General features: G+C 55.3%; 22 protein-coding genes. 8 read left to right on the forward strand and 14 right to left on the reverse strand.

The window, feature by feature from the left end; all coding sequences use genetic code 11:
- Positions 1-84: 84 nt before the first annotated feature.
- Both QNH99_RS19330 and QNH99_RS19335 read right to left on the reverse strand, forming a co-directional pair.
- Positions 85-1824 carry a penicillin-binding transpeptidase domain-containing protein gene (locus QNH99_RS19330; protein ID WP_063878176.1) on the reverse strand — a complete coding sequence of 580 codons (1740 nt, stop codon included), beginning with the start codon at positions 1822-1824 and terminating at the stop codon, positions 85-87.
- A 276-nt stretch (positions 1825-2100) separates the two neighbouring features.
- Positions 2101-4374 (reverse strand): molybdopterin guanine dinucleotide-containing S/N-oxide reductase, encoded by a 2274-nt coding sequence (locus QNH99_RS19335; RefSeq protein WP_109716803.1) that lies wholly within the window; start codon positions 4372-4374, stop codon positions 2101-2103.
- A 187-nt stretch (positions 4375-4561) separates the two neighbouring features.
- On the opposite strand from QNH99_RS19335, the gene galR reads away from it, so the two are divergent.
- The 3 genes from galR (at position 4562) to nrdG (ending at position 8612) form a co-directional block, all read left to right on the forward strand.
- Positions 4562-5572 carry an HTH-type transcriptional regulator GalR gene (gene galR / locus QNH99_RS19340; protein ID WP_063878175.1) on the forward strand — a complete coding sequence of 337 codons (1011 nt, stop codon included), beginning with the start codon at positions 4562-4564 and terminating at the stop codon, positions 5570-5572.
- A gap of 437 nt (positions 5573-6009) precedes the next feature.
- The gene (gene nrdD, locus QNH99_RS19345; protein WP_109716688.1) at positions 6010-8148 is read left to right on the forward strand and encodes an anaerobic ribonucleoside-triphosphate reductase; all 2139 of its coding nucleotides are present in this window, start codon (positions 6010-6012) and stop codon (positions 8146-8148) included.
- The gene (nrdG, locus tag QNH99_RS19350; RefSeq protein ID WP_109716689.1) at positions 8145-8612 is read left to right on the forward strand and encodes an anaerobic ribonucleoside-triphosphate reductase-activating protein; all 468 of its coding nucleotides are present in this window, start codon (positions 8145-8147) and stop codon (positions 8610-8612) included. Before nrdD ends, nrdG begins: the two co-directional genes overlap by 4 nt.
- Here the strand turns inward: nrdG and QNH99_RS19355 are convergent.
- On the reverse strand, positions 8604-9239 hold the full coding sequence (locus tag QNH99_RS19355; protein WP_410517094.1) for an NAD-dependent epimerase/dehydratase family protein: 636 nt from the start codon (positions 9237-9239) through the stop codon (positions 8604-8606). The genes nrdG and QNH99_RS19355 overlap by 9 nt on opposite strands.
- A 146-nt stretch (positions 9240-9385) precedes the next feature.
- On the opposite strand from QNH99_RS19355, the gene QNH99_RS19360 reads away from it, so the two are divergent.
- A complete protein-coding gene (locus tag QNH99_RS19360) occupies positions 9386-9907 on the forward strand; it encodes a type 1 glutamine amidotransferase domain-containing protein (RefSeq protein WP_063878171.1) in 522 nt (173 codons plus the stop codon).
- Between the two features lie 40 nt (positions 9908-9947).
- Here the strand turns inward: QNH99_RS19360 and QNH99_RS19365 are convergent, their stop codons facing one another.
- Complete coding sequence (locus tag QNH99_RS19365) at positions 9948-10376, reverse strand: YhbP family protein (protein WP_283355289.1); 429 nt, start codon at positions 10374-10376, stop codon at positions 9948-9950.
- Between the two features lie 81 nt (positions 10377-10457).
- On the opposite strand from QNH99_RS19365, the gene QNH99_RS19370 reads away from it, so the two are divergent.
- Positions 10458-10745, forward strand: a complete 288-nt coding sequence (locus QNH99_RS19370; RefSeq protein ID WP_063878170.1) for a GIY-YIG nuclease family protein — start codon at positions 10458-10460, stop codon at positions 10743-10745.
- Here QNH99_RS19370 and QNH99_RS19375 read toward each other — a convergent pair.
- Together QNH99_RS19375 and QNH99_RS19380 are read right to left on the reverse strand one after the other, a co-directional pair.
- Entirely contained in the window at positions 10729-11235 is a 507-nt protein-coding gene (locus tag QNH99_RS19375) for a GNAT family N-acetyltransferase (RefSeq protein WP_283349787.1), read from the reverse strand. The two genes, QNH99_RS19370 and QNH99_RS19375, sit on opposite strands and share 17 nt — an antisense overlap.
- Positions 11229-11753, reverse strand: coding sequence for a ubiquinone anaerobic biosynthesis accessory factor UbiT (locus tag QNH99_RS19380; RefSeq protein WP_063878168.1), 525 nt, complete (start codon positions 11751-11753; stop codon positions 11229-11231). The genes QNH99_RS19375 and QNH99_RS19380 overlap by 7 nt, the downstream gene beginning before the upstream one ends.
- A gap of 205 nt (positions 11754-11958) precedes the next feature.
- Here QNH99_RS19380 and QNH99_RS19385 point away from each other — a divergent pair, with 205 nt between their 5' ends.
- The 3 genes from QNH99_RS19385 (at position 11959) to QNH99_RS19395 (ending at position 14971) form a co-directional block, all read left to right on the forward strand.
- Positions 11959-12954 (forward strand): ubiquinone anaerobic biosynthesis protein UbiU, encoded by a 996-nt coding sequence (locus QNH99_RS19385; RefSeq protein ID WP_109716694.1) that lies wholly within the window; start codon positions 11959-11961, stop codon positions 12952-12954.
- A 9-nt stretch (positions 12955-12963) separates the two neighbouring features.
- Positions 12964-13848 (forward strand): U32 family peptidase, encoded by an 885-nt coding sequence (locus QNH99_RS19390; RefSeq protein WP_063878166.1) that lies wholly within the window; start codon positions 12964-12966, stop codon positions 13846-13848.
- 112 nt (positions 13849-13960) lie between these two features.
- Positions 13961-14971, forward strand: a complete 1011-nt coding sequence (locus QNH99_RS19395) for a luciferase-like monooxygenase (RefSeq protein ID WP_410517095.1) — start codon at positions 13961-13963, stop codon at positions 14969-14971.
- A 90-nt stretch (positions 14972-15061) separates the two neighbouring features.
- Here QNH99_RS19395 and QNH99_RS19400 read toward each other — a convergent pair whose 3' ends face one another.
- From QNH99_RS19400 to infB, 8 genes are all read right to left on the reverse strand, one after another.
- Complete coding sequence (locus QNH99_RS19400; protein ID WP_410517096.1) at positions 15062-16966, reverse strand: DEAD/DEAH family ATP-dependent RNA helicase; 1905 nt, start codon at positions 16964-16966, stop codon at positions 15062-15064.
- On the reverse strand, positions 16959-17039 hold the full coding sequence (gene yrbN / locus QNH99_RS19405; RefSeq protein ID WP_100208641.1) for a protein YrbN: 81 nt from the start codon (positions 17037-17039) through the stop codon (positions 16959-16961). Before yrbN ends, QNH99_RS19400 begins: the two co-directional genes overlap by 8 nt.
- A 104-nt stretch (positions 17040-17143) precedes the next feature.
- The gene (nlpI, locus tag QNH99_RS19410; protein ID WP_063878163.1) at positions 17144-18028 is read right to left on the reverse strand and encodes a lipoprotein NlpI; all 885 of its coding nucleotides are present in this window, start codon (positions 18026-18028) and stop codon (positions 17144-17146) included.
- A gap of 129 nt (positions 18029-18157) precedes the next feature.
- Positions 18158-20287, reverse strand: a complete 2130-nt coding sequence (gene pnp, locus QNH99_RS19415; protein WP_096011465.1) for a polyribonucleotide nucleotidyltransferase — start codon at positions 20285-20287, stop codon at positions 18158-18160.
- A gap of 306 nt (positions 20288-20593) precedes the next feature.
- The gene (gene rpsO, locus QNH99_RS19420; RefSeq protein WP_006121766.1) at positions 20594-20863 is read right to left on the reverse strand and encodes a 30S ribosomal protein S15; all 270 of its coding nucleotides are present in this window, start codon (positions 20861-20863) and stop codon (positions 20594-20596) included.
- 123 nt (positions 20864-20986) lie between these two features.
- A complete protein-coding gene (gene truB / locus QNH99_RS19425) occupies positions 20987-21931 on the reverse strand; it encodes a tRNA pseudouridine(55) synthase TruB (protein WP_410517097.1) in 945 nt (314 codons plus the stop codon).
- Entirely contained in the window at positions 21931-22338 is a 408-nt protein-coding gene (gene rbfA / locus QNH99_RS19430) for a 30S ribosome-binding factor RbfA (RefSeq protein WP_063878160.1), read from the reverse strand. Before rbfA ends, truB begins: the two co-directional genes overlap by 1 nt.
- A 66-nt stretch (positions 22339-22404) precedes the next feature.
- A complete protein-coding gene (infB, locus tag QNH99_RS19435; protein WP_096011463.1) occupies positions 22405-25089 on the reverse strand; it encodes a translation initiation factor IF-2 in 2685 nt (894 codons plus the stop codon).
- Between the last annotated feature and the right edge of the window lie 8 nt (positions 25090-25097).

The following is a 25097-nucleotide window of genomic DNA, read 5'->3' on the forward strand; positions in this document are numbered from 1 at the left end:
AGGGACAGATGAAAAAGGAAAATGAATTCGGCGAAATGAAACGAGGTGTAAAAACATCCACACCTCGCTTACAGTTTGATTTGGTTAAGATTTATCTGAACCACTATCCACAGGCTTGCTGTAGATAGCATCCGGGGCAATATTCATGTGCTTGAGCACCGGCCCCATGATGTTACCGAACACCGGCGCAGCAACGGAGCCGCCGAAGTGATCGCCTGCGGTCGGATGGTTAATCATGACCACCAGCGCCACCTCGGGATGACTGGCCGGGGCAATCCCGGCGGTGTAGTTGACATAGCCACCGTCATACTTCCCGCTGGTGCCCATTTTTTCCGCCGTACCGGTTTTGGTGGCCAGACGGTAGCCCGGCACTGCCGCCTTAACGCCGGTCCCGCCCGGTAAGACGTCACTTTCCAGCATGTGCACGACTTCCTTCACCGTTTCCGGGTTCGCGACCTGCTTGCCCAGCACCGGCGGCGTGACTTTGGTGATCGACAGCGGACGATAAACGCCATAGGAGCCCAGCGTGGCGTATTCCCGGGCAATTTGCAGCGGCGTAACGCGCAAACCATAGCCAAAGGAGAAGGTCGCGCGTTCGATATCCGCCCAGCGCGTGCGGTGCAACGGGAAGTAGCCCACGCTTTCACCGGTTAAGCCTAACCCGGTCGGTTTGCCGAGACCAAACGCATAGAAGGTGTTTACCAGCGCCTCTGCCGGCATCGCCAGGGCAATATGCGACACGCCGATGTCGCTCGATTTTTGCAAGATACCGGTCATGGTCAGGCGCGGCCAGTGGCCGACGTCGCGAATCAGGTGGCCGTTAACCCGATAAGGCGTGGTATCCAGCACAGAATCCGGCCGCACCAGGTGGCGCTCCAGCCCTTCCATCACTACCAGCGGTTTTACCGTCGAACCCGGCTCGTAGCTGTCGTTAATGGCGGTATTGCGCATCTGCGCCGGGGTTGCCCCCTGATAGTTGTTGGGATTGAACGACGGATAAGAGGCCATTGCCAGAATCTCGCCGGTATCAATTTTGACCAACACCGCCGCGCCCGAATCGGCCTTGTTTAACAGCACGCCATCGCGCAGCTTACTGTACAGCGTGTACTGGCTGAATTTATCGATGCTGAGCTGGACCGTGGGCGGCTGCGTGGGCGGCTGATAGCTGATCATCGAGATGATATTGCCCGCCGCATCCTGGCGATAGACTTCTTTACCCGGCTGGCCCTGCAGGACTTTATCGAAGCCTTTTTCCAGCCCGTTCAGGCCCGTGTTATCGGCCCCGACAATCCCTATCAGCGGTGCGGAGGCTTCACTCATCGGATAAAAACGGCTGTCATCGTAAACTTCACTGATGCCCTTAAGCTTCAGATCTTTGATGTCTTTGGCGATCCCCAGCTCGACTTTGCGACCAAGGTAGAGGAAACGACGTTTTGGGTTCGCGGTGATTTGCGCCGCCACCTCTTCGGGTCGCATACTCAACGCCGCCGCCAGATAGGCCCATTTGGCGCTGGTAAAATCAGGATTGCTCTCCAGCACGCGCTGCGGGTCGGCGATCACGTCCCGCGACGGCACGCTGAGCGCCAGCGCTTCGCCATTGCGATCCAGCAACGTGCCGCGGCTGGTGGGCAAGGTGACGGTGCGCAGCGAGCGCTGATCGGCCTCATGCTCAAGCATCGGCTGGTTAAGAAACTGCAAATCGGCCACGCGCGCCAGCAGAACCGCCAGGCAGGTAAATACGCCGAGGCAGATCAGACGAAAACGGAAAGGGTTAAACGGGGCTTTTATCTGGTCTTTACCCAGTAATTTTTTAATCCGGGGCATGGCAATCCGCTGCGCTTAAAAAAAAGAGGTCAATCCAGCAGTTATAATCAAAGCGCTGGCAAAAACACAGGAAAACTGTGTATCAGTTCGTTATCGTTCATTTTGTTCAGGGCAAAAAAAACCTGCGTATCTACGCAGGTCGGTGTAATCAAGAAAAAATCAATTGATGTTCACCCATCAATACCTCTGGGACCCTGACTGTAGCAAGCGGTGCGGCTTTTTTGCCACGACTGAAACGCAACAGATGCCTGCAAAATGTAACCAGCCATGAGATCCTTACGCTTTTGTGCAAACGGCATGTTTTTTAATGTCAACCAGGCAACTCATGGCATTGGGCCCCTGCGTCAGGGATGATGTGCCGATATCCAGGGTTAACACGTTCGGGTTACCTGCACGGTCAAAGGGCTGCCACGCTTTGCCAAAGCCGGGATCAAACCACGCGCCGGTGGCAATGATCACCACGCCCTGCTTCAGCCCTTCCGTTAACCGCACGCCAGCCAGTATTTTACCGCGCGCATTACTGACCTCGATCGCATCGCCGTCCTCGATATCACGCGCCGCCGCATCCGCCGGATGCATATACAGGGTTTCATGCCCGGCGGTTTTGTTGCCCTGAACGCTGGCCGTCGCGTCTAACTGGCTGTGTAGCCGGTCTGATGGCTGGATGGAGATCATGTGAAGCGGATAATCACGGCTGGCTGCCGCGCCCAGCCATTCCTGAGGCTCACGCCATTCCGGATGCCCGGCCATATCTTCCAGCTGGTAATCCGCGATGGTCTGACAGAACAGCTCAATTTTACCGCTCGCGGTCTGAATTGGGTTGGCCTCGGGATCGCCGCGGAAATCTTCCATAAAGATGTAGGGCTTGCCGCCTTCGGGAATCTCCACAAAGCCACGCTGCCAGAACTCAGCGAACTCAGGGAAAGGAATGCCACGACGGCCGTGCGCCACCGCACATTGCTGGTAGAGATGTTCTATCCACTGCATCTCGTTGCGCCCTTCGGTGAAGGTATCGCGATAGCCTAAGCGCTCCGCCAGATCGGCAAAAATATCAAAGTCATTGCGCGCCTGATGCTGCGGCTTAATCGCCTGATGCATCGCCAGCACAAAACGGTCACGCGATGAACCGCCGATATCATTGCGCTCCAGCGTGGTGGTCGCGGGCAGTACGATATCGGCCATCTGTGCAGCAGCCGTCCAGACAATATCCTGAACCACCACGGTATCGGGCTTCTGCCAGCCTTCCACCAGCCGGTTAAGCTGTTGATGATGATGGAACGGATTACCGCCCGCCCAGTGCACCATATGAATGTCCGGATAGTGCAGAGTGTCGCCCTGGAAACCGTAAGGCTGGCCGGGGTTAAGCAGCATGTCGCTGATGCGCGCCACCGGAATGGACAGACCCGATGGATTCGGCCCGGTACTCATCATCGGCGCGGGGCCTTCCTGACGCGGATTGCCTACGCTGTTCATTGAGCCGTGCCCAAACGAGAAGCCCGCGCCCGGCAAGCCCGGCTGCCCGAGCATGGAAGAGAGCGCGATCATCATCCAGTAAGGCTGTTCGCCACGGTGGGCGCGCTGGACGGAATAGGAGCAGGTGATAAAACTGCGTTTGCCGATCAGCTGCTGGGCCAGTTGCACAATGCGATCCGCCGGGATATCGGTGATCTTACTCGCCCAGCCGGCAGTTTTGGCGATGCCGTCGCTTTCACCCAGCAGGTAGGCACGCAGTTGCGGCCAGCCAGTGCAGTGACGGGAAAGAAACGCCTCGTCGGTCGCGCCACGCTGATAAATTTCATAGCCCAGGGCCAGCATCAACGCCACATCGGTATTGGGCCGGATCGGAATCCACTCTGCATTGACGAACGCAGGACAGTCATCGCGCATCGGGCTGATGTTAATCACCGGCGTGCCTTTCGCCGCCAGCTGCTCCAGCGCCGGTTTCAGGCTGTGCTGGCCTGCGCCGCCGGATGCGATTTGCGCGTTTTTCAGCGCCAGCCCACCAAAGGCGACAAACACTTCCGCATGTTCCACCACCTGCGGCCAGTCGGTGACGCGCCCGGTCAGCGGCATGTAGGTGCCCATCACGTAGGGCAGGAAAAACTGCGCGGCGCCCCAGCTGTAGTTGCCTTGCTGATCGACCCCGCCGCCGCCCTGAAAATAAAAGCGGCGCACCAGCGTACGCGCATGATTAACCCGTCCTGCCGATGACCAGCCGTAAGAGCCGTTAAAAATGCCCGACGCACCGTAGCGTTCGCGAATGCGGCGATTTTCCTCTGCCACCAGATCCAGTGCGGTATCCCAGTCAACGGCAACAAAATCTTCGCGTCCGCGCAATGTGCGGTCGCTGTTTTCGCGGGATTTCAGCCATGAGCGACGCACCATCGGCTGGCGAATGCGCTTGTCTGAATAAACCAGTTCAGGAATGGTGTTGAGCATCGGCGAGGGATCGGCGTCAGCAAAAAAAGGTTCACAGCCGATAAGACGGTCATTTTCGCTTACCGCAGTGAAGGCGCCCCAGTGCGCCAGATGTGGCACTTTTATTTTCATGGTCATCGCTTTGGCAGGTGTTGGGATAAGCAGCATAGCATGGGCCAGGCCCCTGGCAGAAGGCATCACCAACCGTCTGATTTTACCCTGTTTGCGACAGCGCTGGCATTCTGTTGTCTTGATGTGCGCCCGCTTTTCCGTAACACTGGTGCGATGTGTAAACGTTTCCCCAAAATCAGGTAAACGCATGGCTACCATTAAGGATGTTGCCCGGTTGGCGGGTGTTTCTGTCGCCACGGTTTCCCGCGTGATCAATAATTCACCTAAAGCCAGCGACAGTTCACGTCAGGCTGTCAGTCAGGCCATGGAATCGCTGCAGTATCATCCAAACGCCAATGCACGGGCGCTGGCCCAGCAGTCAACCGAAACCCTGGGGCTGGTGGTTGGCGATGTTTCCGATCCTTTTTTCGGCGCGATGGTTAAAGCCGTTGATGAGGTGGCAGGCCAGACGGGCAACTTTTTGCTGATTGGTAACGGTTACCATAATGAGCAAAAAGAGCGCCAGGCGATTGAACAACTGATGCGGCATCGCTGCGCTGCGCTGGTGGTTCACGCCAAGAAAATCCCCGACAGCGAGCTGGAAGTGTTGATGAAGCAAATGCCGGGCATGGTGTTGCTGAACCGGCTGCTGAAAGGGTTTGAAAAGCGCTGTATCGCGCTCGATGACCGCTACGGTGCCTGGCTCGCCACGCGCCATCTGATTCAACTGGGCCACCAGAATATTGCCTTTATCTGCTCCACCCACACCATTTCCGATGCCGAAGATCGCCTGCAGGGTTATTACGATGCGCTGCAGGAGCATGGTCTGCCCTGCAATGACAGGCTGGTCGCCTGGGGCGAACCGGACGAAGTCGGCGGTGAACAGGCCATGACCGAACTGTTGGGACGGGGTAAAAACTTCACCGCCGTGGCCTGCTACAACGACTCCATGGCAGCCGGTGCGCTGGCGGTGCTGAGTGATAACGGCGTGCAGGTGCCGGAAGAGATGTCACTGATCGGCTTTGATGACGTGCTGGTTTCCCGCTACGTTCGCCCGCGTTTAACCACCGTGCGTTACCCGATTGTCACGATGGCCCAGCAGGCCGCCGAACTGGCCCTGGCTCTCGCGCATCAACAGCCGCTGCCCGAAGTGACCAATATGTTCAGCCCTACGCTGGTACGTCGCCATTCGGTTGGTGGCCCGATTACCTCATCCTGATTTCACCTTTACCATGCCGCGCGCTCAGCGCGGCATTCAACCCACATGGAGCGCGCCACCCCCGTGCTCAGAGTGCTTTTCCCGTCACCCTCTTTCAGCCGTTGCGTTCTGTGGACTCAGTCAGGGCATTGGTGTTGCCGCAAGGCGGCGACGAAAAGGTCAATGCACAGCATCTTTCGGCGTGACGACACTGGCACGGTTCCCTGCGAGTCAATGGCAAAAAAGAACGATAAACAGAGTTAAGCCATTTTGTGGCGTAAGCAAATTAGCGCGCAGAGAAAGGCGATCCTGGGCCGTTTTTTTTCCGGCGCTGGTTTTATCTCCTTGTTCACGGCTTCTTTGCTTCAGGTCAAAAACAAGCCAATTAATTCGCTGCAATTACTACATGTTGAGCCTAGAATCCAAAAACACACCTATATGTAGTTAATGGAGAGAAAATGGCAACGGTGGTGGTGAAGCGCGACGGATGCCGCGTAGGCTTTGACGCACAGCGTATCGCTGCAGCGGTGGCGGCCGCGGCACGGGCAGCAAATGTGGAAGATGCACCCTGGTGCGACACAGTAGCCGATCGGGTCAGTACCCAACTGGCCGATCGCGAGGAAGTGGATATTGGTGATATCCAGTATGCGGTGGAAGAAACGTTGATGGCGGGGCCTTATCCTCAGCTGGCACGCGCCTATATTGAGTATCGTCACGATCGCGACGTAGAGCGCGAACGCCGCAGCCAGCTGCATCACGCCATTCGCGGTCTGGTGGATCAGACCAACGCCGCCCTGCTGCATGAAAATGCCAATAAAGACAGCAAAGTGATCCCGACGCAGCGCGATCTGCTGGCCGGGATCGTGGCAAAACACTACGCCCAGCAGCAGATCCTGCCGCGAGATGTCGTGCAGGCGCATGAGCGCGGCGAGATCCACTATCACGATCTCGACTATTCGCCCTTCTTTCCCATGTTTAACTGCATGCTGATCGATCTGCAAGGCATGCTGACCAACGGCTTTAAAATGGGGAATGCCGAGATCGAGCCGCCGAAATCCATTGCCACCGCAACGGCCGTTACGGCGCAGATTATTGCTCAGGTCGCCAGCCATATTTATGGCGGTACCACCCTGAATCGCATTGATGAAGTGTTGGCACCCTATGTGGAAAAGAGCTTCGCTAAGCACCTTGCCGTGGCTCAGAGCTGGCACATTCCTCAGGCGGAAGCCTATGCCCGCGAGCGCACTGAAAAAGAGTGCTATGACGCCTTTCAGTCGCTGGAATACGAAGTAAACACGTTACATACGGCAAATGGCCAAACGCCGTTTGTAACCTTTGGTTTTGGCCTGGGCACCAGTTGGGCAGCACGGCTGGTTCAGACCGCCATTCTGCGTAACCGCCTGGCTGGGCTGGGTAAAAACCACAAAACCGCTGTGTTTCCTAAACTGGTGTTTACGATTCGTGAAGGCATTAACCGCCGTGCGGACGATATTAACTATGATATCAAGCAACTGGCGCTGACCTGTGCCAGCAAGCGCATGTATCCCGATATTCTTAATTACGATCAGGTCGTTAAGGTCACCGGCTCCTTTAAAACCCCGATGGGCTGCCGCAGCTTCCTGGGCGTTTATGAAGAAAATGGCAAGCAGATTCATGAAGGCCGCAACAACATCGGTGTCATCAGCCTGAATTTACCGCGCATTGCACTGGAAGCCGCTGGCGACGAAACCCGTTTCTGGGCGTTGCTGGATGAGCGGCTGGCGCTGGCAAAGCGGGCACTCATGACGCGCGTCGCCCGGCTGGAAAAAACCAAAGCCCGCGTTGCGCCGATCCTCTATATGGAAGGGGCCTGCGGCGTCCGGCTCAATGCCGATGATGAGATTGGCCCGATTTTTCGTAACGGTCGCGCCTCGCTGTCGCTGGGCTACATCGGTTTGCATGAAACCCTGAACGCCCTGAGTGGCGCAAAACAGCATCCTTTCGATGATGCGACACTGCGTGCCAAAGGCGTTGCCATCGTGGCACGGATGCGCGCCGCGACCGACGCCTGGAAAGACGAAACCGGCTATGGCTTCAGCCTTTACAGCACGCCCAGTGAAAACCTGTGTGACCGTTTCTGCCGTCTGGATGCCGCACAGTTCGGGGTGGTAAACGGCGTTACCGATAAAGGTTACTACACCAACAGCTTTCATCTGGACGTCGAGAAGAAGGTGAATCCTTACGATAAGATCGATTTTGAAGCGCCCTATCCTTCGTTGGCTAACGGCGGGTTTATCTGTTACGGCGAATATCCCAATGTGCAGCACAACCTGAAAGCGCTGGAAGACGTTTGGGATTACAGCTACGACCGGGTGCCTTACTACGGCACTAATACGCCCATTGACGAGTGCTACGACTGCGGTTTTAACGGTGAGTTTACCTGCACCAGCCGTGGCTTTACCTGTCCCAACTGTGGCAATCATGATCCTGCGCGGGTTTCGGTTACGCGGCGCGTGTGTGGTTACCTGGGAAGCCCGGATGCCCGTCCGTTCAACGCCGGTAAACAGCAGGAGGTTCAGCGTCGGGTGAAACACCTTGATAGCGGACAGCTGGGATGATGCGCATCCATCGCTACTACGATGTCGATATTGTTAACGGTCCCGGCACACGCTGTACGCTGTTTGTTTCGGGCTGCGAGCACCAGTGCCGTGGCTGTTACAATCAGAGCACCTGGCGGCTGGATTCTGGCGTGCCTTTTACACTGGCGATGGAAGAGCAGCTACTGGCTGACTTGAAAGATACGCGCATCCCGCGTCAGGGTTTATCGCTGAGCGGCGGCGATCCGCTGCATCCCCACAATGTGCCGCATATCCGTCGCCTGGTGAAACGGGTTAAACAGGAGTGCGCCGGCAAAGACATCTGGTTGTGGACCGGCTATGAGATGCAGACGCTCAGCCCGGCGCAGCGGGCAATCCTGCCCTGGATAGACGTCATGATTGACGGGCGGTTTGAAGCGGCAGAGAAAGATGCCACGCTTCTGTGGCGTGGCAGCCGCAATCAGCAAATCTGGTACTTACGCTGACGCACGCGGGATATCACCCGACGCGATCAGCGTGAACCCGGATTTTTCCTCAGCAAACGCCTGGTGATGCAGGCAGCGCGCTACATCCTGGGCCGAGACGGCGCGCCAGTTGCCTGGCAGGCAGGCGAACAGCGGGCCCATCAGGCTTTCCCCACGGCGTTTATCTTTTCGCTCACCCAGCAACAGTGAAGGCCGGACCACCGTCAGGTGCGGCCAGTCCTGATGGCGCAACGCATTTTCCATCTCACCCTTAACGCGATTGTATAAAAAAGGGGAATGACGATTTGCGCCGTGCGCGCTGACCACCAGCATCTGTCTGGCGCCCAGACGTAAACCGTTCAACGCAGTATCCACCACCAGCGTGTAATCTACGTGAATAAATGCCTGTTTACTGCCCGCCTGTTTGCGGGTCGTGCCCAGGCAGCAAAATACCGTCGTCAAGGGTGTGTCCAGCGGGCGCAGGACATCGGTTAGATCGGCTTCAACCGGATTGATCACCTTATCCATTGCCGGCAGCGCACGGCGAGTCGGCGCAATAATTTCATCAACGCGCGGGTCATTGATCAGTAAACGCAGCAGGTGCGATCCCACTAACCCGGTTGCGCCCGTCAGTAATATACGATTCATCTCGGAATATTCCCTGTTTCGCCGCCAGCCGTGCAAAATCTGGCCAATGTGAGCCGCCTGGCTTGCGTTCTCAGAATCGACAACCAGACTTAACAGGTAATCAGGATAGCGCAGTATGCGCCTAACATGCCTAAAGGAGGGTAAAGATGAGCACCAAAATTGCGGTTCTGATCACCGATGAATTTGAAGACTCTGAGTTTACCTCGCCAGCCGAGATCTACAAACGCGCAGGCTATGAAGTGGTAACGATTGAGGAGCAAGCGGGCAAAACCGTGAAAGGCAAACAGGGTGAGGCTGAAGTCACTATCGATCGCAGTATCGACGAAGTGAGTCCGGCAGAATTTGATGCCCTGCTGTTGCCAGGCGGACACTCACCGGATGCATTGCGCGGTGACGATCGCTTTGTTGCCTTTACCAAAGAATTTGTGGCCAGCGGCAAACCCATTTTTGCTATTTGCCACGGGCCACAACTGTTGATTAGTGCGAATGGTGTGCGCGGTCGTAAAATGACCAGCGTAAAAGCCATTGCCATTGACCTGATCAATGCCGGTGCCGACTTCCGCGACGAGGAAGTGGTGGTTGACAGTGACAAACTGGTCACCAGCCGCACGCCTGCGGACCTGCCCGCGTTTAACCGTGAATCCCTGCGTATTCTGCAGGCGCTGTAACGGCCTTACGCCCTTTTCCGCCAGGAAGGGGGCGCTTTATTTACGCCCCACGTTGCCAGACAATTTTTTTACCAAATCCCAATGCATTGTCCGTCATTTTCAGCTCATCCAGCGTAATTTCCCATAAGGGCGCGGCGACCTTGCGCGAAACCGGAAAACGCCGTTGATAGGCGGTGCGCGCTTCCGTTGCTTCTTCGTCGCTGAGCTGCCTGATCTGACCACGATACTGCACGCCCTTTATCAGCAATACCGTCTTCGGTTGTCCATTGATGGTGCCCGCTACGCTGTGGTGTTTTATCGCCAGCAGGCCGTGACGTGTATCTGGCTCGGTCATCAGCCAGAATGCCATGCGTGACTCATCAAACACGTAGTAGCAGTTTGCACACCACAAATCGTTGTCGGCACAGCAGCATAATGAAAGCACATGCTGCTTTTTCAGGTAACGAACAAGATGGGAAAGATCAGACACAATCAACTCCGGTAAGGGCGATGGATAGCGCACCGCAAGGAAGCACGATACACTGCCGGGCAGGCATTTCTGGGACAGATTATGAGTCAGCACTGGCAACTTTACCTGATACAAACGGCCGCAGGCAGCCTGTATACCGGCATCACGACTGACGTCACGCGCCGCCTTGGGCAGCATGAGCAGGGTCGCGGTGCCCGAGCCTTGCGCGGTAAAGGCCCGTTAACGCTGGTTTATGCCTGCGCAGCGGGTGACCGCGCGCAGGCTTCCGTGCTGGAATATCAGGTTAAGCAACTGACCCGTCAACGAAAACTGCAGCTGGTTGCCGAGCAACCCACTCGCCTTGAAGCGTGGCTTAGCTCAGCTGATTAAAGGGCGCGGAATACTCAATACGTCCTTCAGCGCCGTCAAACGCGTTGTCCGCCAGACGATAAACCTGGAAGGCCGCTTCGCTGCCCGGCCAGCGGCAGTGCAAACCGTGCCGGGCCGCAGATTCGAAGCCCAGATGGTGATACAGTGCGGGGTCGCCCAGCACCACAACCGCACTGTAGCCAAACTCATTCAGCGTATCCAGGCCTTCATAAACCAGTTGTTTCGCAATGCCCTGTCCACGCAGGCTTTCATCCACGGCCAGCGGGGCCAGCCCGACCCAATTGCGATCTTCGCCCTGCATGGTGACCGGGCTAAACGCGGCATAACCCAGCACCTGACCTTCATCGTCAGTCGCGACCACGCCCAACGTTAACAGGCCGTCTTCGCGCAGGGCCTGAGTGAGCTCAGCTTCAGCTGAAGTGGGAAAGCAACGTCGCAGTAATGCATCGATACCGGCGGCATCCACGCCAATTTCTGTGCGTATTAACATGAGCCACCCGCGCGTGCCTGTGCGGCTTTCGCGTCCTGTTGCATTGTTGTCTCCACGATTGCAGCCATCTGCTGAATGGCGGTACGTAACCCCTTGGGCATGGTGTCGAGTTCAATTGCATCCATTACGTTCTTAACCTCCAGTCCCAGTTCCGTATCCCCTTCAATCAGCAGTCGTCGCTGAAAGAAAAGCATATCTGGATCCGCTTTGCGTGCTGCTACCAGCAACAAATCATTGGCGTTGCCCCGGAACCAGACATCTGCTTCGGCATTCTGCAACACCCTCAGTCGACCGCCTTCCAGCGTGGTGATCCACGTGAGATTAACATCGCTAATCTCAATACCCAAAAAGCGTCCCTGAAGGAAGTCTAACTCACCTTCGGCTAAAACATGACGAAATTGCCAGTTTAAGAGTTGTTGCAAGAGCCGCTGCTTCAACGTGAACGGGGCGAATGTTACAGGTAAGCTGAGGATTTTAGGGCCATTTTTCACTAAACTGGCAGATAACCGCTGGAACACGCTTTGCACTCCCGTCAAAAAAATTTTAGCTATATTGCCACAGACAGCGGTTCTCGCCGCTGGTGAGATCAATAAAACCCGCCGCTGAAGGATTAAAAAAATGCCAGGCTATCTCATCAATGACGGTTTCACTGCCCCAAATCAACATTTCCCCGAAGCGCCATGACTAGACTCGTGCTCCATCTGCATGTCGAGAGGATTGAGTATGGAGTTGCTGTGTCCGGCCGGGAATCTGCCTGCAATACGAACCGCCGTTGAGAATGGTGCCGATGCGGTTTATGTCGGGCTGAAAGATGACACCAATGCGCGTCACTTTGCCGGGTTAAACTTTACTGATAAGAAGCTGCTTGAGGCGGCACATTATCTCCATCAGCATCGTCGTAAGCTGCACGTGGCGATCAATACCTTTGCACATCCCGATGGCATGCATCGCTGGCAGCGGGCCATTGACGTGGCGGCTGACAGCGGCGCGGACGCGCTGATTCTGGCCGATATGGCGACGCTGGAATATGCCACCGCACGCTATCCACATGTTGAACGCCATCTGTCAGTACAGGCTTCCGCCACTAACCTTGAAGCCATTCGTTTTTACCATCGCCATTTTCATTTGCACCGTGTGGTGCTGCCGCGCGTTCTGTCGATTCATCAGGTAAAACAGCTGGCGCGCAGTACTCCTGTTCCGCTGGAGGTCTTTGCCTTTGGCAGCCTGTGTATCATGGCGGAGGGCCGCTGCTATCTCTCCTCCTGGCTAACGGGTGAATCCCCGAACAGTAAAGGTGCCTGCTCACCCGCGAAGTTTGTGCGCTGGCAACAGACGCCAGCCGGCATGGAGGCACGTCTCAATGAGGTGCTGATCGATCGCTATGACGCGGAGGAAAGCGCGGGCTATCCCACGCTGTGCAAAGGCCGCTACCAGGTCGACGACCAGCGCTACCATGTGCTGGAAGAACCCACCAGTCTGAATACGCTTGAACTGTTGCCAGAGTTGCTACGGGCAGGCATTGCCTCGGTGAAAATCGAGGGGCGCCAGCGCAGCCCTGCCTATGTTTCCGATGTGGCCCGCGTCTGGCGTCAGGCGATCGATCGTTGTAAAGCCGAGCCGGATAACTTTGAGGTGGCGCAGCAGTGGATGCAGACGCTGGGCGCGCTGTCTGAGGGCTCGCAAACCACGTTAGGCGCTTATCATCGTGACTGGCAGTAAGGAAAAACCATGAAATACGCCCTTGGGCCAGTGCTGTGGTACTGGCCAACCGCCACGCTGGAACACTTTTATCAACTCGCCGCCAGCAGCAGCGCCGATATCATCTATCTTGGGGAAACGGTCTGCAGCAAGCGGCGTGCGACACCCTTTGCTGCCTGGATGAGCCTGGCGCGTGAGCTGTCAGCCAGTGGTAAGCAGGTGGTTATCAGCACCCTGGCTTTGCTGCAATCTCCTTCTGAGCTCAAAGAGCTGCAGCGCTATGTTGAAAATGGCGAGTTTATTATTGAGGCCAACGACGTTGGCACCGTCAACATGGCAGCCGAACGCAAGCTGCCCTTTGTCGCTGGCCCCACGCTGAATGTGTATAACGCTGATACGCTGCAGCTTCTGGTGAAAGAGGGAATGACGCGCTGGTGTTTGCCGGTTGAAATGCCACGCGACTGGCTGGTGCAACTGCTACAGCAGTGCGAAACCAAAGGCATACGCCAGCAGTTCGAGGTGGAAGTGCTGGGCTATGGCCATCTGCCGCTGGCGCTGTCGGCTCGCTGCTTTACGGCTCGCTCGGAGAATCGCGCCAAAGATGACTGCGAAACCTGCTGCATTCATTACCCTAACGGACGCAAGGTCCTGTCGCAGGAGCAACAGCAGGTCTTCGTCTTAAACGGTATCCAGACCATGAGCGGTTACTGCTATAACCTGGGGAACGATCTGGTTGGCATGCGCAACTGGGTGGATATCGTGCGGCTGTCGCCTCAGGACACGCAAACCTTAAGTCTTATTGACCGGTTTCGCCAAAACGAGGAAGGCCAGGCCCCGCTGGATCTGGAGAAAAATCGGGATTGTAACGGCTACTGGCGCAAGCTGGCGGGGATGGTTTTACTGACCACCGACTGAAAGGCACATACAGGCAACATACTGAGAGTGTAAAAAGTTTTAATATGGCGGATGTTACGCAATACTTGATGGTGCAGGGTCTGACACCTGCGCTATACACTCTGGAGTACCCATGTCTGATAAAAAAAACGTTCGCCTTTCCGTTCTGGATCTTGCCCCTGTTCCGCAGGGCGCGACGCCACGTGATGCTTTCCATAATTCACTCGCGTTGGCGCGTCAGGCAGAAAAACTGGGGTTTGAACGTTACTGGCTCGCCGAGCACCACAATATGACTGGCATTGCCAGTGCGGCCACCGCCGTGCTGATTGGCTATCTGGCCGCCAACACCACCACGCTGCGTCTGGGTTCTGGTGGCATTATGTTGCCTAATCACTCACCGCTGATGATTGCAGAGCAGTTTGGTACCCTGGCTTCGCTGTATCCCGATCGTATCGATCTGGGATTAGGCCGTGCACCGGGTTCGGACCAGCGCACGATGCTGGCACTGCGTCGTCATCTGTCGGGCATTCATGCCGATACCTTCCCGGACGATGTTGCCGAGCTGATCGACTGGTTTGATGCTGAAGCGGGCGCGCAGCCGCCGGTGCAGCCGGTTCCCGGCTTAGGAATGAAAATTCCGGTGTGGCTGTTAGGTTCCAGCCTTTATAGCGCTCAACTCTCGGCCAAAATGGGACTGCCGTTTGCCTTTGCCTCACACTTTGCGCCGGACCAGCTGTTCCAGGCCCTGCACGTCTATCGTGAGAACTTCAAGCCTTCCGCGCGCCTTGCCGAGCCGTACGCCACGGTGTGCATAAACATTGTTGCCGCTGACACCGAAAGTGAAGCGCGTTTTCTGTTTACCTCCATGCAGCAGCAATTTATCAACCTGCGTCGTGGTAAACCGGGTCCGCTGCCTGCACCGGTACAGAATATGGACAGCCTGTGGTCGCCGTCAGAACAGTATGGCGTGCAGCAGGCGCTGAGCATGTCTCTGGTTGGCGATGTGGATAAGGTACGGCATGGTCTGGCTTCACTGCTGCGTGAAACTCAGGCAAATGAGGTGATGGTTAACGGGCAAATTTACGACACCGAAGCGCGCCTGCATTCGTTTAAGCTGGCCATGGAAGCTGCCAGCAACCTGTAGCCAGCGGCGGTGATCCTGTGATGGGTCAACGACAAGACAAAAAAAGGGAAGCCCGTAGGCTTCCCTTTTTATTACACCGAATAAGCTCGCTTACGCGTCACGACGACGTGGTGCAGCAGCACTGTCTTCACGACGTGGACCACGACCGCCTTCACGATTGAAAGGGCGTGCACCATCACGACCGCCTTCACGGCGCTCAGAAGAGAAGCGACGCGGGCCCTGACCTTCAGGACGCGCAGCACCGCCACGACGCTCGCCAGCACCGGCACCCGGACGACGTTCGCCACGGCCACCTTCATGCGGCTGAGCATCACCCAGTAACTGCATATTCATCGGCTTGTTCAGAATACGTGTACGGGTAAAGTGCTGCAGCACATCGCCAGGCATGCCTTTCGGCAGCTCGATGGTAGAGTGCGTACCGAACAGTTTGATGTTACCGATGTAACGGCTGCTGATATCGCCTTCGTTAGCAATAGCGCCCACGATATGACGAACTTCAACACCATCATCACGGCCCACTTCAATACGGTACAGCTGCATATCGCCAACGTCACGACGCTCGCGACGTGGACGGTCGCCGCCCTCACGGTTTTCGCGTGGGCCACGTGCTTCACGTGAATCACGGCTCTCACGACGATCGTCACGCTCACGGAATTCACGACGCGCTGGACGTGGTGCATCAGCAGGAACGATCAGCGGACGCTCACCCTGTGCCATTTTCAGCAGAGCCGCAGCCAGGGTTTCGATATCCAGCTCTTCTTCAGGCTGCATCTTAGCCAGCAGCGCACGGTACTGCTCCAGATCGCTGCTTTCCAGTTGCTGTTGAACTTTCGCAGCAAACTTAGCCAGACGACGCTGACCCAGCAGTTCTGCATTTGGCAGCTCAACTTCTGGAATAGTCAGCTTCATGGTGCGTTCGATATTACGCAGCAGACGACGCTCGCGGTTCTCTACGAAGAGCAGTGCGCGACCGGCACGACCTGCACGACCGGTACGGCCGATACGGTGAACGTATGATTCTGAGTCCATCGGAATATCGTAGTTAACAACCAGGCTGATACGCTCAACGTCCAGGCCACGGGCCGCAACGTCGGTAGCAATCAGGATATCCAGACGACCATCTTTCAGGCGCTCCAGCGTCTGCTCACGCAGTGCCTGGTTCATATCGCCATTCAGTGCCGCACTGTTGTAACCGCTACGCTCCAGCGCTTCAGCGACTTCCAGCGTTGCATTTTTAGTACGCACGAAAATGATCGCCGCATCAAAGTCTTCTGCTTCAAGGAAGCGAACCAGCGCATCAGTTTTACGGCCGTGGGCAGTCCAGTAGCTCTGGCTGATATCCGGGCGCGTTGTCAGGCTTGACTGGATGCGAACTTCCTGCGGATCTTTCATGAAACGCTTGGTAATACGACGAATCGCTTCTGGCATAGTGGCAGAGAACAGTGCGGTCTGATGACCTTCTGGGATCTGCGCCATGATAGTTTCAACGTCTTCGATGAAGCCCATGCGTAACATTTCATCTGCTTCGTCCAGAACCAGACCACGCAGGTTAGACAAATCTAAGGTGCCACGTTTCAGGTGGTCCAGCAGGCGGCCTGGCGTACCCACGACAACCTGTGGTCCCTGGCGCAGTGCGCGCAGCTGCACGTCATAACGCTGGCCGCCGTAAAGGGCAACCACGTTCAGACCGCGCATATGTTTAGAGAATTCGGTAACAGCTTCAGCAACCTGCACCGCCAGTTCGCGGGTCGGTGCCAGCACCAAAATTTGCGGTGCTTTAACAGTTGGGTCGATGTTATGTAACAGCGGCAGCGAGAACGCTGCGGTTTTACCACTCCCGGTCTGCGCCATACCTAACACGTCACGGCCCGCCAGCAGGTGAGGAATACACTCAGCCTGGATTGGGGATGGCTTTACATAGCCCATGCCATTCAGTGATTCAAGGAGTTCGGCGTTCAGGCCAAGGTCAGCAAAAGTGGTTTGAATATCAGTCATGTAGTACACGTGCCTCGTTGATTGCGGCGGCCAGTCTACATAACTCGTCGTGAAAACTTTCAGTCATTTTCATCAAAAAGTGTGAACCGGCTCAAATTAGAAGTTTTGACGAACAGAAAAGCCTTCATCCCTGAAGATGATGACTTGACAGGTTTTACAGGCAAAAAAGTTCGTCAGCTATTGCTGGTCAGATTCTGATAAATCGTCTTGTGCCTGGCCGAGTTGCGCCAGTTCCAACAATGCGTATCGGTGTTCAACAAAGTTATTAACGTTGTTGGCGACCGCCAGTTTGAACAACGCTTCTGCGTTGTCCTTCTCCCCCAGACTTAGGTAATACTTACCTAAATAGAAGTTGGTTTCACTGAGATGTTCAGCGAGCGAGGTGTTATCCGTTGCGTCCGCCTTGAGACGTTCCATCAGTGTTGCTTCGCTGATGTCGCCAAGGTAGAACTCAACAATATTCCATCCCCATTGGTCCTTGACCGCTTTGTCGTAACGCTGCTTGAGCGCCACTTTCGCTTTGTCTGCATCCATCTTGCTTTCGACAAGGTAGAGCCACAAGCTGCGGAAAGGATCGTTAGGATCGTCTTGATAAAACGCCAGCAGATCATCTTGCGCTAACTTGTATCGACCACCGTAATAGAGGGCGATACCACGATTTAAATGCGCATAGTTGTAAGTTGGATCAAGCTCAAGTACAGAATCAAACGCTTCATAGGCGGCATCAAAGTTGCCCGCCTGCGTTAAGTATATACCAAGATAGTTAAACACCTCTGGCATATCTGGTCTTATAGACAGCGCTTGCGAAAAATCGTTCCGCGCTAATGCCCTAAGACCCAAACTATCATACAACACTCCGCGCTCATATAACAGCTGTGCGCGTTCATCATCGGTAAGGGCTCGACTGGCAAGAATTTGTTCCATGCGAGCCAGAATCACTTCCTGTTGCAGTGTGGGCTGTAAAGGTACTGCAAGAACTTCGTTCTTACGCCAATTGGAGTTGCTGCATCCTGCCAGCGTCAAAGCTGTCGCAACAAAACACCAGCGCAAAAAAGGCTTCATTTCCCACTCCCGAATACAAACATTGGGACAACCATCCTGTTATCCGCCTGCTGTGCACAAGGATTCCCGCCCTCGCGATGACACAAAAGCCTCTCCCTGCCAGGCAAGGAGAGGCAAATCAGGAAAGACTTATTCAGCGTCAGGTGTGCTCTCAGCTGCAACAGCTTCAGGCTTGGTTTCTGTCGCTTCTTTGATGCTCAGACGCACACGGCCCTGGCGATCAACTTCCATCACCTTAACCGGCACTTCCTGACCCATCTGCAGATAGTCAGTCACTTTCTCAACACGCTTGTCTGCGATTTGAGAAATATGCACCAGACCTTCTTTACCGCCGCCGATAGCGACGAAGGCACCGAAGTCTACGATGCGGGTGACTTTACCGCTATAGACACGGCCCACTTCGATTTCTGCGGTGATTTCTTCGATACGGCGAATAGCTTCTTTCGCTTTCAGACCGTCGGTCGCTGCGATTTTCACGGTACCGTCATCTTCGATTTCGATGGTTGTACCGGTTTCTTCGGTCAGCGCACGGATCACGGAACCGCCTTTACCAATCACATCTTTGATCTTGTCTGAGCTGATCTTGATGGTGTAAATACGTGGCGCGAACTCAGAAATTTCCTGACGCGGGGTGCTGATAGCCTGCTCCATGACGCCCAGAATGTGCAGACGTGCACCTTTGGCCTGGTTCAGCGCAACCTGCATGATTTCGCGGGTGATGCCTTCGATTTTAATGTCCATCTGCAGCGCGGTGATACCTTCACGGCTACCGGCGACTTTAAAGTCCATATCGCCCAGGTGGTCTTCGTCACCCAGGATGTCGGACAGGACAACAAACTTGTCGTCTTCTTTTACCAGGCCCATCGCGATACCCGCAACAGATGCCTTGATTGGCACACCTGCATCCATCAGCGCCAGAGAGGCACCACAGACCGAGGCCATAGAAGAAGAACCGTTAGATTCGGTGATTTCAGAAACCACGCGAACGGTATACGGGAAATCTTCGGCTTTTGGCATCACAGCCAGCACGCCGCGTTTCGCCAGACGACCGTGACCAATTTCACGACGCTTAGGCGAACCTACCATACCGGTCTCACCGACAGAGTACGGAGGGAAGTTGTAGTGGAACAGGAAGCTGTCGGTACGTTCGCCCATCAGCTCATCCAGGTTCTGCGCATCGCGGGTCGTACCCAGGGTAGCAGTAACCAGCGCCTGCGTTTCACCACGGGTGAACAGGGCTGAACCGTGAGTACGCGGCAGCACGCCGGTGCGCACGTCCAGACCACGGATCATGTCTTTCTCACGACCATCGATACGTGGCTCGCCGTTCAGAATGCGGGTACGGACAACCGTCTTTTCCAGGCTGTGAACGATGTCGCCGATTTCGGCCGCATCCAGTGATTCATCTTCCGCCAGCAACGCAGCAATGGTTTCGTCTTTAATGACGCCAACCTGAGCATAACGTTCTTGCTTGTCAGTGATACGGTACGCATCGCTGATACGTGTTTCGGCAAGCGCCGCAACGCGTGAAATCAGTGCAGTATTCGCCTGCTCTGGCTGCCAGTCCCAACGCGGCTTGCCCGCTTCGGCGACCAGTGAATTGATGTTTTCAATCACAATCTGCTGTTGATCGTGGCCGAACACCACTGCGCCCAACATTTGTTCTTCAGACAGGATTTCTGCTTCAGATTCCACCATCAGAACGGCATTCTGCGTACCGGCAACGACCAGATCCAGGCGTGAGGTTTTCAGCTCATCCGCGGTTGGGTTCAGTACGTACTGGTCATTGATATAACCAACGCGCGCTGCACCGATTGGGCCGTTGAACGGAAGGCCTGACAGCGCCAGCGCTGCAGAGGCACCGATCATGGCAACGATGTCTGGGTGAACCTGTGGGTTTACCGACACAACCGTGGCGATAACCTGCACTTCGTTAACGAAACCTTCCGGGAACAGTGGACGCACAGGACGGTCGATCAGACGTGAAATCAGGGTTTCGCCTTCGCTTGGACGACCTTCACGACGGAAGAAGCTGCCTGGGATACGACCAGCAGCGTAAGTACGCTCCTGATAGTTCACGGTCAGTGGGAAAAAGTCCTGGCCTGGTTTGGCTTTTTTCTGACCAACCACGGTGACAAATACTGCGGTATCGTCCATGCTCACCATAACAGCGGCAGTCGCCTGGCGAGCCATCATGCCGGTTTCCAGCGTGACGGTATGTTGACCATATTGGAATTTGCGTACGATCGGATTAAGCAAAATCAAAGTCCTTAACATCGGGGCAGTGCTATATTGAGCCTGCCATTGATTACCGATCCTCGTTGCATCCTCGCGACTAATGACAACCCTTAACCGCCCCTGCGGTAAAAGCCTCTCATTAGCCGCGCGAACCTCTGCAAACAAAGATCACACCCAACAACAATACATGAGTTTGCTCAGGATTGCTGCGCATTGCTCGAAAAAAGGGGCCATAAAGGCCCCCTTTTCATGAAACTCGCACAAATCTGATCGCCAGTCGGGTTTTTAGCACACGTGAGTGGCATCCCTGACGACCCGATTTTAAGACTAGCGACGCAGACCGAGACTTTCGATCAGGCTGCTGTAGCGTGCAACGTCTTTACGCTTCAGGTAGTCCAGCAGCTTACGACGCTGAGATACCATACGCAGCAGACCGCGGCGGCTGTGGTGGTCTTTCTTGTGCTCAGAGAAGTGACCCTGCAGATGGCTGATCTGCGCGGTCAACAGGGCAACCTGAACTTCGGTTGAACCGCTGTCGTTAGCACCACGACCATATTTAGCAACGATCTCTGCTTTAGCTTCTACGCTTAGAGACATAATAAACTCCAGTTAAATGAATGTATGGGCGCCGATCTCTAATTCAGCATCCCGCTTTAAAGCCGCGCCATTCTACTCTTCGCTTCAGGGCAACGCAAATGCCCAACGCGGAAAGCGCACAACTTAATTCTGATACTCAACCACTAAACGTCGGGGAGCAATGCGGCCATCCTCGGCAATTTCTGCCATGCCGATAAATTTGCCCTCTTCACCTTCGGTGACGCGCACGAGGCCCTGAGCCGGTGCCTGACTGGCGTGAACCGGTTGGCCCTGTTTAAAGTATGCGGCCACATCAGAGGACACGTTTACCGCCGGGAAATCTGACGCGGGGCTGTCCATTGGCAAAAGCAGCGGATCAAGATGCTGCGCCAGATCCTCACCCGTCTCGTTAGCGTTGTGCTGGAGCGCCTGCAACTGTTCCAGCGTCACCATTCTCTCAAACGGATAGCGTGCCACCTGCATACGGCGCAGCATGATGACGTGCGCACCGCAGCCCAGCTTCTCGCCCAAATCGTCAATAATGGTACGGATGTAGGTGCCTTTGGAACAGTGGATTTCCAGTTCCAGCTCATTGCCCTGCCAGCGAATAAACTGCAGGTCATAAACGGTAATCGGACGCGGCTCACGTTCAATGGTGATGCCTTCGCGCGCGTATTCATACAGTTTTCTGCCCTGATGTTTCAATGCAGAAAACATCGAAGGCACCTGCATGATATCACCGCGAAAACCCTCCAGCGCCGTGTCCAGCGCAGCCTGGGTAAAGTCCACCGGACGGGTTTGCACCAAGTTACCGTCAGCATCCGAGGTATCGGTGCGCTCACCCAGACGGGCAATCACGCGATAACGCTTATCGGAGTCCAGCAGATACTGAGAAAACTTGGTGGCTTCGCCCAGGCAGATAGGCAACATGCCGGTTGCCAGCGGATCAAGCGCCCCGGTATGTCCTGCACGGTTAGCGTTAAAAATACGCTTTACCTTTTGCAGGACATCATTGGATGACATCCCTTGTGGCTTATCCAGCAATAACACGCCATGGACGTCGCGACCGCGACGACGAGGACGACTCATTACGCCTCCTCGTTATCGTCCGTGGACTCAGGACCACGACGCTCAACGTCTTTTTTCACCACGTTGGTGACGAGGTTTGACATGCGCATGCCTTCAACCAGCGAGTTGTCGTAGAAGAAGGTCAGCTCCGGCACGATACGCAGGCGCATGGCTTTACCCAACAGCGTGCGGATATAACCCGAGGCTTCTTTTAACGCTTTCAGGCCATTTTGTACGGCTTCTTCATCTTTATCATTGAGGAAGGTGACAAACACTTTGGCGTATGCGAGGTCACGTGATACCTCAACGCCAGAAACGGTGACCATCATGCCAAGACGTGGATCTTTAATCTCACGCTGCAGGATCATGGCAACCTCTTTTTGCAGCTCTTGCGAGACACGCTGCGGACGGCCAAATTCTTTCGCCATTTTTTATTTCTCCCAAATAATTCGGGAGGCCAGCGGCCTCCCAAATTGCATCATCAACGCCAGGACTTAAGCGATGGTGCGTTTAACTTCAATCACTTCGAAGACTTCGATCATATCGCCGACACGAACGTCATTATAGTTCTTCACGCCGATACCACACTCCATGCCGTTACGCACTTCGTTGACGTCATCTTTAAAGCGACGCAGTGATTCCAGTTCGCCTTCGTAAATCACCACGTTATCGCGCAGTACACGGATTGGGTTGTGACGTTTGATGTTACCTTCCGTCACCATACAACCTGCCACGGCACCAAATTTCGGTGATTTGAACACGTCGCGCACTTCAGCCAGACCGATGATCTGCTGTTTGTACTCTGGTGCCAGCATACCGCTCATCGCCGCTTTCACTTCGTCAATCAGGTTATAGATGACGGAGTAGTAACGCAGATCCAGGCTTTCCGCATCAACTACGCGGCGCGCAGAGGCGTCAGCACGGACGTTGAAGCCCAGCAGGATGGCGTTGGATGCTGCTGCCAGCGTGGCGTCGGTTTCGGTGATTCCACCTACGCCTGAACCCACAATCTTCACCTTCACTTCGTCGGTGGAGAGTTTCAGCAGGGAGTCGGAGATCGCTTCCACAGAACCCTGAACGTCCGCTTTGAGCACGATGTTCAGTTCGGATACTTCGCCTTCGGTCATGTTCGCAAACATGTTTTCCAGCTTAGATTTCTGCTGACGAGCCAGCTTAACTTCACGGAATTTGCCCTGACGATACAAAGCCACTTCACGTGCTTTCTTCTCGTCACGAACCACGGTCGCTTCATCACCCGCTGCCGGTACACCTGACAGGCCAAGGATCTCAACCGGGATAGACGGACCCGCTTCCATTACTTCACGACCCAGTTCGTCACGCATCGCACGGACACGGCCGTATTCGAAGCCGCACAGAACGATGTCGCCTTTGTTCAACGTACCTTCGCGTACCAGCACGGTAGCAACCGGACCACGACCTTTGTCGAGGAACGATTCAATGACCACACCGCTCGCCATACCTTCACGGATAGCGGTCAGCTCAAGTACTTCTGCCTGCAGCAGGATAGCGTTCAACAGATCGTCAATACCGGTACCGGCTTTCGCAGAGACGTTAACGAACATGTTTTCGCCGCCCCACTCTTCCGGGATGATCCCGTACTGAGTCAGCTCGTTTTTAACACGATCTGGATCGGCTTCTGGCTTATCGCACTTGTTGACTGCAACCACCACCGGCACTTTCGCCGCTTTGGCGTGCTGGATAGCTTCAACGGTCTGTGGCATAACGCCATCGTCCGCAGCCACGACCAGGATAACGATATCCGTTGCCTGCGCACCACGAGCACGCATTGCGGTAAACGCGGCGTGGCCCGGCGTATCCAGGAAGGTCACCATGCCGTTATCAGTTTCGACGTGATAGGCACCGATGTGCTGCGTGATACCGCCCGCTTCGCCAGAGGCGATTTTGGTGGAGCGGATATAATCCAGCAGCGAGGTTTTACCGTGGTCAACGTGGCCCATGATGGTCACGACCGGCGCACGAGATTCCTGTGCGGCATCGGTATCACGATCGTCCATTACCGCTTCTTCCAGCTCGTTTTCACGACGAAGGGTCACTTTGTGGCCCATTTCTTCGGCAACCAGCTGGGCGGTTTCCTGGTCGATAACCTGATTGATGGTCGCCATAGCGCCCATCTTCATCATCGCTTTGATGACCAGTGAACCTTTGACGGCCATTTTGTTAGCCAGTTCGGCAACGGTGATGGTTTCGCCAATGATGACATCACGGTTAACCGCCTGCGCTGGCTTGTTAAAGCCCTGCTGCAGTGCGCTTGGTTTGCGATGCTTGCCGCCTTTACCGCCGCGAACCTGCGCACGCGCTTCTTCACGGTCAGTTTTGGCTTCTGAATGTTTGTTGCCTTTTTTAACCGGACGCGCGGCTTTTGCACTGCGCGTGCGGGCACGGCCGGCTTCCACCTGACGATCGTTCTCGTCTTCGGCCTGGCGGGCATGCGTAGAGGTGGTGACGTGATAGTCGCCCTTGTCCTCTTCTTCAGGCTTTTCCCATTCAGCCGCTTTTTCTACGGCTAAACGGCGGGCTTCTTCCGCAGCGAGGCGGGCAGCCTCTTCCAGCTTACGGCGCGCTTCTTCTTCCGCTTTACGCTTCAGTTCGGCGGCTTCGGCTTCACGACGTGCTTTATCGGACTGCGCGGCCTTGGTCACTTCGTCGGTAGGTTGATTAGTCACTTTCTCATTTTCCGCTGCTGCACGCTTAGCCTTTTCAGCGGCTTCGCGCTTGGCTTTCTCTTCGGCTTCACGTTGCGCTTTCTGTTCCGCTTCACGACGCGCTTGTTCAGCGGCCTCGCGTTGCGCCTGCTCTTCCGCTTCACGCTGCGCCTCGGCTTCTGCTTCTGCCTGAGCTTGCTCAGACTCTGCATCGCCTTTTACGTACGTACGCTTTTTGCGGACTTCGATTTGCACCGACTTACTTTTACCCCCGGTGCCAGGAATATTCAAGGTGCTACGCGTTTTGCGCTGCAATGTCAGTTTGCCTGAACCGGCCTGACCATGCTTCAGGTGAGACAGTAAGGTTTCTTTCTCGTGCTGGGTCACCGCATCATTTTCAGACTTTGGGATCCCCGCATCAGCAAACTGCTGTACCAGGCGATCGACCGAGGTCTGAATTTCTGCTGCCAGCGATTTTACGGTTACATCTGTCATGCTGTTCC

It is taken from the genome of Pantoea allii, from assembly GCF_046529425.1.
In the GTDB taxonomy this organism is placed as follows: domain Bacteria; phylum Pseudomonadota; class Gammaproteobacteria; order Enterobacterales; family Enterobacteriaceae; genus Pantoea; species Pantoea allii.